This window comes from Neobacillus drentensis (genome assembly GCF_036965645.1).
Classification (GTDB): Bacteria; Bacillota; Bacilli; order Bacillales; family Cytobacillaceae; genus Neobacillus; species Neobacillus drentensis_D.
In genome coordinates this window covers 1-6,203 of record NZ_JBALPZ010000295.1, presented here as the reverse complement: position 1 = coordinate 6,203, position 6,203 = coordinate 1, and the positions used below count along the sequence as shown (strand labels likewise).

Sequence of the window (6,203 nt, the reverse complement as noted above, 5' to 3'; positions counted from 1 at the left end):
GATAACTATATATATTGGGAATGAATAAAGAACACTCCATTTTATTTCAGTGTAATATCCTAGCCACATAAAAAAGGGTTCCCCTATAAAAGCAGTTAGTGCAGAAAAAATAATTGCTTTTAAAAAGCGATTTATATGGGGTTTGAATTGGAGGCTGACCATAAGAGATACTGGAATTAAAGAATAATCCCAGGGGAAAAAGGTTGGGATGGTAGGTAATAATCTCCCTGAATAATGCCAGAGACCAAAAACAATTCCTAAAAAATCTAACCAAGTGGCAATAATTAAGCCAAACCCTCCAGCTAAAAGTAATCTTGCCTCACTACCACGTTTCCGAATTAAAACCCATATCAACCAAGGAAGAATAGTTAATGCTAACGCGACCCAAAAGTCTTTATGCCATAATGTATGCTCTTTCCAGTAATTTAAATAGTCCCCTTGTACTTGATGAATTCTTTCAAAGTATTCCATAGAATTTTTGAGTTCATCTTTACTTATCAATACTGGCATATTAATTCCCCTACTCTTAAAACGTTACTTATTTAGACTAACGTAAAGCAAATTTGTAAGAATTATAGGTATTATGGTAACCGTTAAAGAATTTATGTATGCAATTAGGGGCTTTATAATGGAGCCATAGCATCGGGAACATAATGATATTAAATAATATGAGTAAATCTGTTTTCATTCTTCCTATATAACAAGTACAGAACTCATTCCACCCGTTAGTACAATAGGTTTAAACTTCTTCCTGATATATTTCTAATTTTATCGGCTTTGAATTTAAAGGTATTTTAAACTCCTGAAGGTTTTCTATATGATTTAAAAAATCATCTAAATCCTCATAATCCATTGACCATTCTACTGTTTCTAACTTACTTAATTCATCGATTGGTTTTAATAAAAATTCACAGTGAAGTTGTTCCATTCCATAATACTCATCCCCATCATAAACAGTAAACTGGCGTACAAAATCAAGTTGAAATAGTTCTTCGCCAGTAAAATCATAAACACCACATTGAAATAAGATTTCTTTATCTTCTACTCCCTCAACTGGTTCTCTACAAAAATCCTTAAATATTTCCCAAACCTTTTTTATATCATCTGTATCTTCACCAATCTTATTTTTAAGGTAACTTTTAGCATTCTTAACAGTAATCATTACCACACCTCCGATATTATTATGTGATTATTCATCTTCAACTAACTTGCTAGATAGTTTAAGTACATTTCTTCACAATCGTTAGCTTCATCAGTATGTGCCCCTAGCTTTTGGATCCATGCTGTCAACAGTCGTTGTCTGCATCGGCCCAAGCCTGTCGAATTAATTCTGCCAATTCATCAGTGCCTGCTTCCACCACTGTCCTTACTTTAATATGACGCATACGTTTCCCAGTGCCTTCTAACAGTTCTTTCGGGTCAAAAAGATTTGTCCCGAAGAAAAAAACCAGCCTTACATAGTTCCTTTGAGCTGAAATGTAACAGATCCACGTACCTGGCGATTCAGATAATTTGTAGTTGAGGGCATTATGATACACAAATTCATATGCACCTGGCATGTTTGTCTTGGCAACAGATCGTAATAGTTCAATGATTTCTCTAATCTGGGAAGGGAAGCTTTCAATAAGCTTCTCAACGGTTTGCACATTGGAAGTGGTCGGGCCAGAAACCCTGTTTTCCATTTCATTACCTCCCTTAACGGATAAATAGTCGTTTATGTTAAATTTATTCTGCCATTTATTTGAAAAATAAAAAAGGTTGCCGTGGCAATCCAACTGTTCCGCTAAAGCACCGTTACTTTAAGTGCATCACTTCACAATCTTGGATTAGTGTTTTATCACCAACAAAAAAAGAACAAATTATATCGGTTAAACAATTGCTTTTCCTTTAACCTTTTTATATCTATAGTCTCCGTTTACATTCATTATTTGAATATCCATTCATATTGAATATCCAGTAAATTTTCTTCATTTTCGTGTCCTCTACCAATGATTTTAAATCCATTCTTTTCATAAAATCGTTTTGCGTTTTCATTTACGTCAAATGTATATAATGTTAATCTCCCACTTGATTGTTCTTTTACCTTCTCTAATAATGTTTGACCTATTCCGATTCCTTGATAATCAACATGAATATAAAGTTGGCTTATCTCCCTTTCATTATAGGCAACAATTCCAACTACTTTGTCATCAATTAACGCTAAATCTATTTGATACTGCTTAGATAATATATTATTTAAAAAATAAATTTGATTTTCAAAGCTATGAATTTCTTTCTGACCAATGGCCTGTTCCTTACTATTTCGCCACATTCCCACTGTCTGTTCAGCATATGTAGGATTATATTGAGTTATTATAAATTTGTGTTGGTTCACTAGAATACCTCCTTAAAAGTTGTTTACGAATTTATATCTTGTTTCCTGTATTTAAAATTGAAAAAATAATACACGATGCGAGTTTCTTATTTTGTAAAATTTCTTTCTATCTTCTTTAAGTATCCTACCACTTTAGTGAAACAAGAAAAAGAGCTACAACTCTTTGCTAAACTCAAGCACCAGTTAGTGCAACAAGAAAGTATTTAATTTTCAAAGTTTCGAACCACACCAAGGACAAAAATCGATGCTACGTTCCACCATCATGTATTATCAAACCATAGTCATTATTTCGTTTATCAAAAATGATTATCTTGTCGGGACATTTATAGGGGTTCTCATGTATTTCACACTCGAAATTTGCATGATAAGCCATATCCTCACAACAATGTTTTTTCATAATTTCATTTCTCCTTATTTAGTTAAAGCACTCAATTAGTTGAATAAGAAAAAGCCAAAGACCATGCTATTGCTCAAATACAACCACTAGATTTTCATTATAATGAGTTTTACATTTCTATCATGTCAGTTTGTTCCAATACATACGAATAAAAAAACAAACCTTTTAGTTATGAAAATTTCACCAGATAAATCGAATTGACTACAGTCTAATTAGACTATATGATATTTTTAGTCTAATTAGACCAATAAAGTAATGTAAAGGAGTGAAGATTAGATGATAAAGTCATTTTTAATGTTGGGTCAGTCGAATATGGCGGGCCGTGGATTTTTGCATGAAGTAGAACCTATCTATAATGAAAAAATAAAAATGCTGCGCAATGGACAGTGGCAGATGATGACAGAGCCGATTAATTACGACCGTCCGGTTTCCGGCGTAGGCCTTGCCGCGTCTTTTGCTGATGCCTGGTCGAAAGCCCATCCCGATGAAGAAATTGGTTTGATTCCTTGTGCGGAAGGTGGCAGTTCCTTGAATGATTGGCATCCAGAAGGCATCCTTTTTCAGCATGCTTTGTCCGAAGCCCGCTTCGCCCTCCGATCCAGTCAAATCTGTGGAATCCTTTGGCACCAGGGTGAGAGTGACAGTTATCGTTCGCTGCATGAAACTTATTACGTGAAATTAACCCTTATCATCGAGACCCTAAGAAACGAGTTGAAACTTGATGAGGTGCCGTTGATCATTGGCGGACTTGGTGATTTCCTTGGGAAGACCGGTTTTGGACAGCACGCGACAGAATTTCGACAGGTCAATGAACAATTGCAGCGCTTCGCGAACGAACAGCAAAATTGTTATTTTGTAACAGCGGCAGGTTTAACAGCGAATCCTGATGGCATTCATTTAGACGCGTTTTCGCAACGCAAATTCGGCTACCGCTATTTCGATGCTTTTTCTAAAAAGTATCATGTCCTGGAACCCATCCCGGGGGAGGAGCAATCGCTGAAAGTGGAGCGCGATTATTCGAAAACAGAACAGATTTACCTTCATAGCATGGATTTGGCTTCGGGTAAAATCACGTACGCGGAATTTGAGGCGCAGATGGTGAAGGTGATGAAGCCATAATCCCCTTACTTATCCTTGGCTTGCTCATCCAAAACCCAGGCGCTCACGGCTACGAACTACTGTCCTTAATGGAAAAACGTAATTACAAATACATTGTTAACTTCACAAAAGGCTCATTTTATTACAATCTGCAGCAACTTGAAGAAAAAAGTTGGATTGAACAGATTCAGCAGAAACCTTCAACCATTGGGCGCGAAATTCGGAACTTTAAAATCACCGAATCGGGAATGGCAGAATTCGAAAAATTAATGGTCAAATACGGCACCAAATCGGAATATGTGAACCTGCAATTTTATGGGGCGTTACTCTTTGCCGATGAATTCGACAAAAACAAATTGCTGGAACTGATCCAATCGCAAATCGACCAGACAAAAACCCGAATCGCCCTCCTTGATGAATACCTGTCCAACACGCAAGAACTTCCCGGCACAATCAATTACTACCGCCGCATGAACGAAAATTCTCATTCCCATCACTTGGTTAACTTAAAGTGGTTTGAACAATTGAAAGCAGAAATAGAGGGGATGATCTGACCCAATAAAGTTAGAAATATAGTTTAAGCAACTTCTAAGACCTGAGTTCGGTATTCTATCGGACTCAAGTCTTTTAATTTTACCTTCATATACTTACCATTTTGATTCACAGGGGGGAAAATTAATTTATCAGTAGAAAAAGAGGTGCAATTTGCATCTCTTTTACTTTGTATTTAGGTTCACAATTACAATTATTACTATATTTTCCACATACCTCTTGTTGAACTAAACTGACCCGTTAGTGCAATAACCCCCAAAAGGCATATATTCCAAATAAAAAAATGATAAGACCCGATAATCGATTAATCCATATTAAGGTTTGTTTTTTTAGGGCTTCCTTGAAAAGCCCCACAACAAAACAAAGTATAAGCCACCAAATTCCTGAGCCAATAAATACCCCTAAAACCAAAGTGACCACTGATCCTTTATTAGCTTGAGTGAGTCCCAATCCGGAAAAAATGCCAACAAAAGATAATATCGTAATAGGGTTTGTCAAAGTAAGGAGAAAAACTGAGACATAATCCCCAAATAAATGCTGTCCTTGGACTTGTGCAGGGTTTTCTGATGCTTTAGATATTGCTATTTTTATTCCTAAATAACAGAGGAATGCGCCCCCGGTTAAATGAAACCAAAACTGCTGTTCTATAAAAAAATTTGTAATAAAAGTCAAACCAAGCCCTGTAATAAGTCCATAAATGGCATCCGCACTTGCTGCCCCAACTCCCGACACAATTCCATATATTCTCCCCTGACTTAATGTTCTTTTAATAACAAGGACACCAATAGGTCCTACAGGTGCAGCAATAGAAAAACCAATAATTAAACCTTTCAAAAAAACAAGAATTTCCATAAGTGGGTATCCTTCCAAATAAAGTATCTATAATTGATTGTAGTGTAACAATATGTTACGCTATCCTGCTTTGAAGCACAAAAAAAGCTGCCTTCAATTGCAGCTTGATTTTTAACATAAGCCATATAAAAACATATCTTCAGCATCATCTAAAGTAACTTTTCTAAGAATAAGGTGTTCAGTTTCTAGTATTGTTAAACCACAATATATTTTTTCAATTTCCATAAAAAGCCCTCTCCCATTTAACCTGATAAACACTACTTCTATAAAGATTTCTATATCTCCTTCTATTAACTAAATTCCCTCAGTTAGAAAAATAAGTTCATAAAATTGTTTCAAAGGCTCGATGAATCCATCTATGTCTACTAAATTATGTACAACTACTGCAATATCCAATATAAGTTTGGCACTTAATCCATAAACACATTTGGGAATGTTCAAATTAATCATCTGATAGTATCATTGTCACCAAGATGTTCAATTTGCTCTAATATCCAGGGATTATCTCCTTTTTTTGAGTAACTTGAAAAATAAGTTTTATTAACCTCAATCAAGTTCCAAACCATTGGTTATTGGACCATTATTTTTATTTCTTTCTTTTCTTTAATACTGTTGGGGTCATATGCTATTATCCACGCTTCTTTAGCATCTTTTGAGTGTGCCTTTTTAACTACATACAAATAGGAAGATATTGATGTAAAGGGACCTCCACAGGCAGTAACAACACATAGGAAAATAAAAAAAACGAATAAACCGGGGGTCTTTTTCATTGTTCACCACCAATAATCAATTTTTATGACTAATATATTACGGTAATATCCTTTCATTCCTTCTTTAAGTAAACCGCCCAGTTCGTATTATAAGGTTAGCCAGAATGCTAAATATTTCTGGTTGACCATTTTTTATTTGGTCTTATTATATCAGTAGCCA

8 protein-coding genes are annotated in these 6,203 nt (G+C 35.3%); 2 read left to right on the top strand and 6 right to left on the bottom strand.

Annotated elements, in window-relative coordinates:
• The 5 genes from V7266_RS30570 to V7266_RS30865 form a co-directional block, all read right to left on the bottom strand.
• Positions 1–510, bottom strand: a 510-nt coding sequence (locus V7266_RS30570) for a CBO0543 family protein (RefSeq protein WP_335473034.1), incomplete at its 3' end; no start/stop codon positions are given.
• A 229-nt stretch (positions 511–739) separates the two neighbouring features.
• The gene (locus tag V7266_RS30565; RefSeq protein WP_335473033.1) at positions 740–1,162 is read right to left on the bottom strand and encodes a hypothetical protein; all 423 of its coding nucleotides are present in this window, start codon (positions 1,160–1,162) and stop codon (positions 740–742) included.
• A gap of 124 nt (positions 1,163–1,286) precedes the next feature.
• Complete coding sequence (locus V7266_RS30560; protein WP_335473032.1) at positions 1,287–1,682, bottom strand: DUF1801 domain-containing protein; 396 nt, start codon at positions 1,680–1,682, stop codon at positions 1,287–1,289.
• 242 nt (positions 1,683–1,924) lie between these two features.
• On the bottom strand, positions 1,925–2,374 hold the full coding sequence (locus V7266_RS30555) for a GNAT family N-acetyltransferase (RefSeq protein WP_335473031.1): 450 nt from the start codon (positions 2,372–2,374) through the stop codon (positions 1,925–1,927).
• A gap of 247 nt (positions 2,375–2,621) precedes the next feature.
• Positions 2,622–2,747: a DUF6980 family protein gene (locus V7266_RS30865; protein WP_420491524.1), complete on the bottom strand. Its 126-nt coding sequence runs from the start codon at positions 2,745–2,747 to the stop codon at positions 2,622–2,624.
• 300 nt (positions 2,748–3,047) lie between these two features.
• Here V7266_RS30865 and V7266_RS30550 point away from each other — a divergent pair, with 300 nt between their 5' ends.
• Entirely contained in the window at positions 3,048–3,890 is an 843-nt protein-coding gene (locus V7266_RS30550; protein ID WP_098532866.1) for a sialate O-acetylesterase, read from the top strand.
• The gene (locus V7266_RS30545) at positions 3,887–4,423 is read left to right on the top strand and encodes a PadR family transcriptional regulator (protein WP_335473035.1); all 537 of its coding nucleotides are present in this window, start codon (positions 3,887–3,889) and stop codon (positions 4,421–4,423) included. The genes V7266_RS30550 and V7266_RS30545 overlap by 4 nt, the downstream gene beginning before the upstream one ends.
• A gap of 238 nt (positions 4,424–4,661) precedes the next feature.
• On the opposite strand, the gene V7266_RS30540 is transcribed toward V7266_RS30545, so the two are convergent.
• Positions 4,662–5,273, bottom strand: coding sequence for a LysE family translocator (locus tag V7266_RS30540; RefSeq protein ID WP_335473029.1), 612 nt, complete (start codon positions 5,271–5,273; stop codon positions 4,662–4,664).
• Positions 5,274–6,203: the final 930 nt, after the last annotated feature.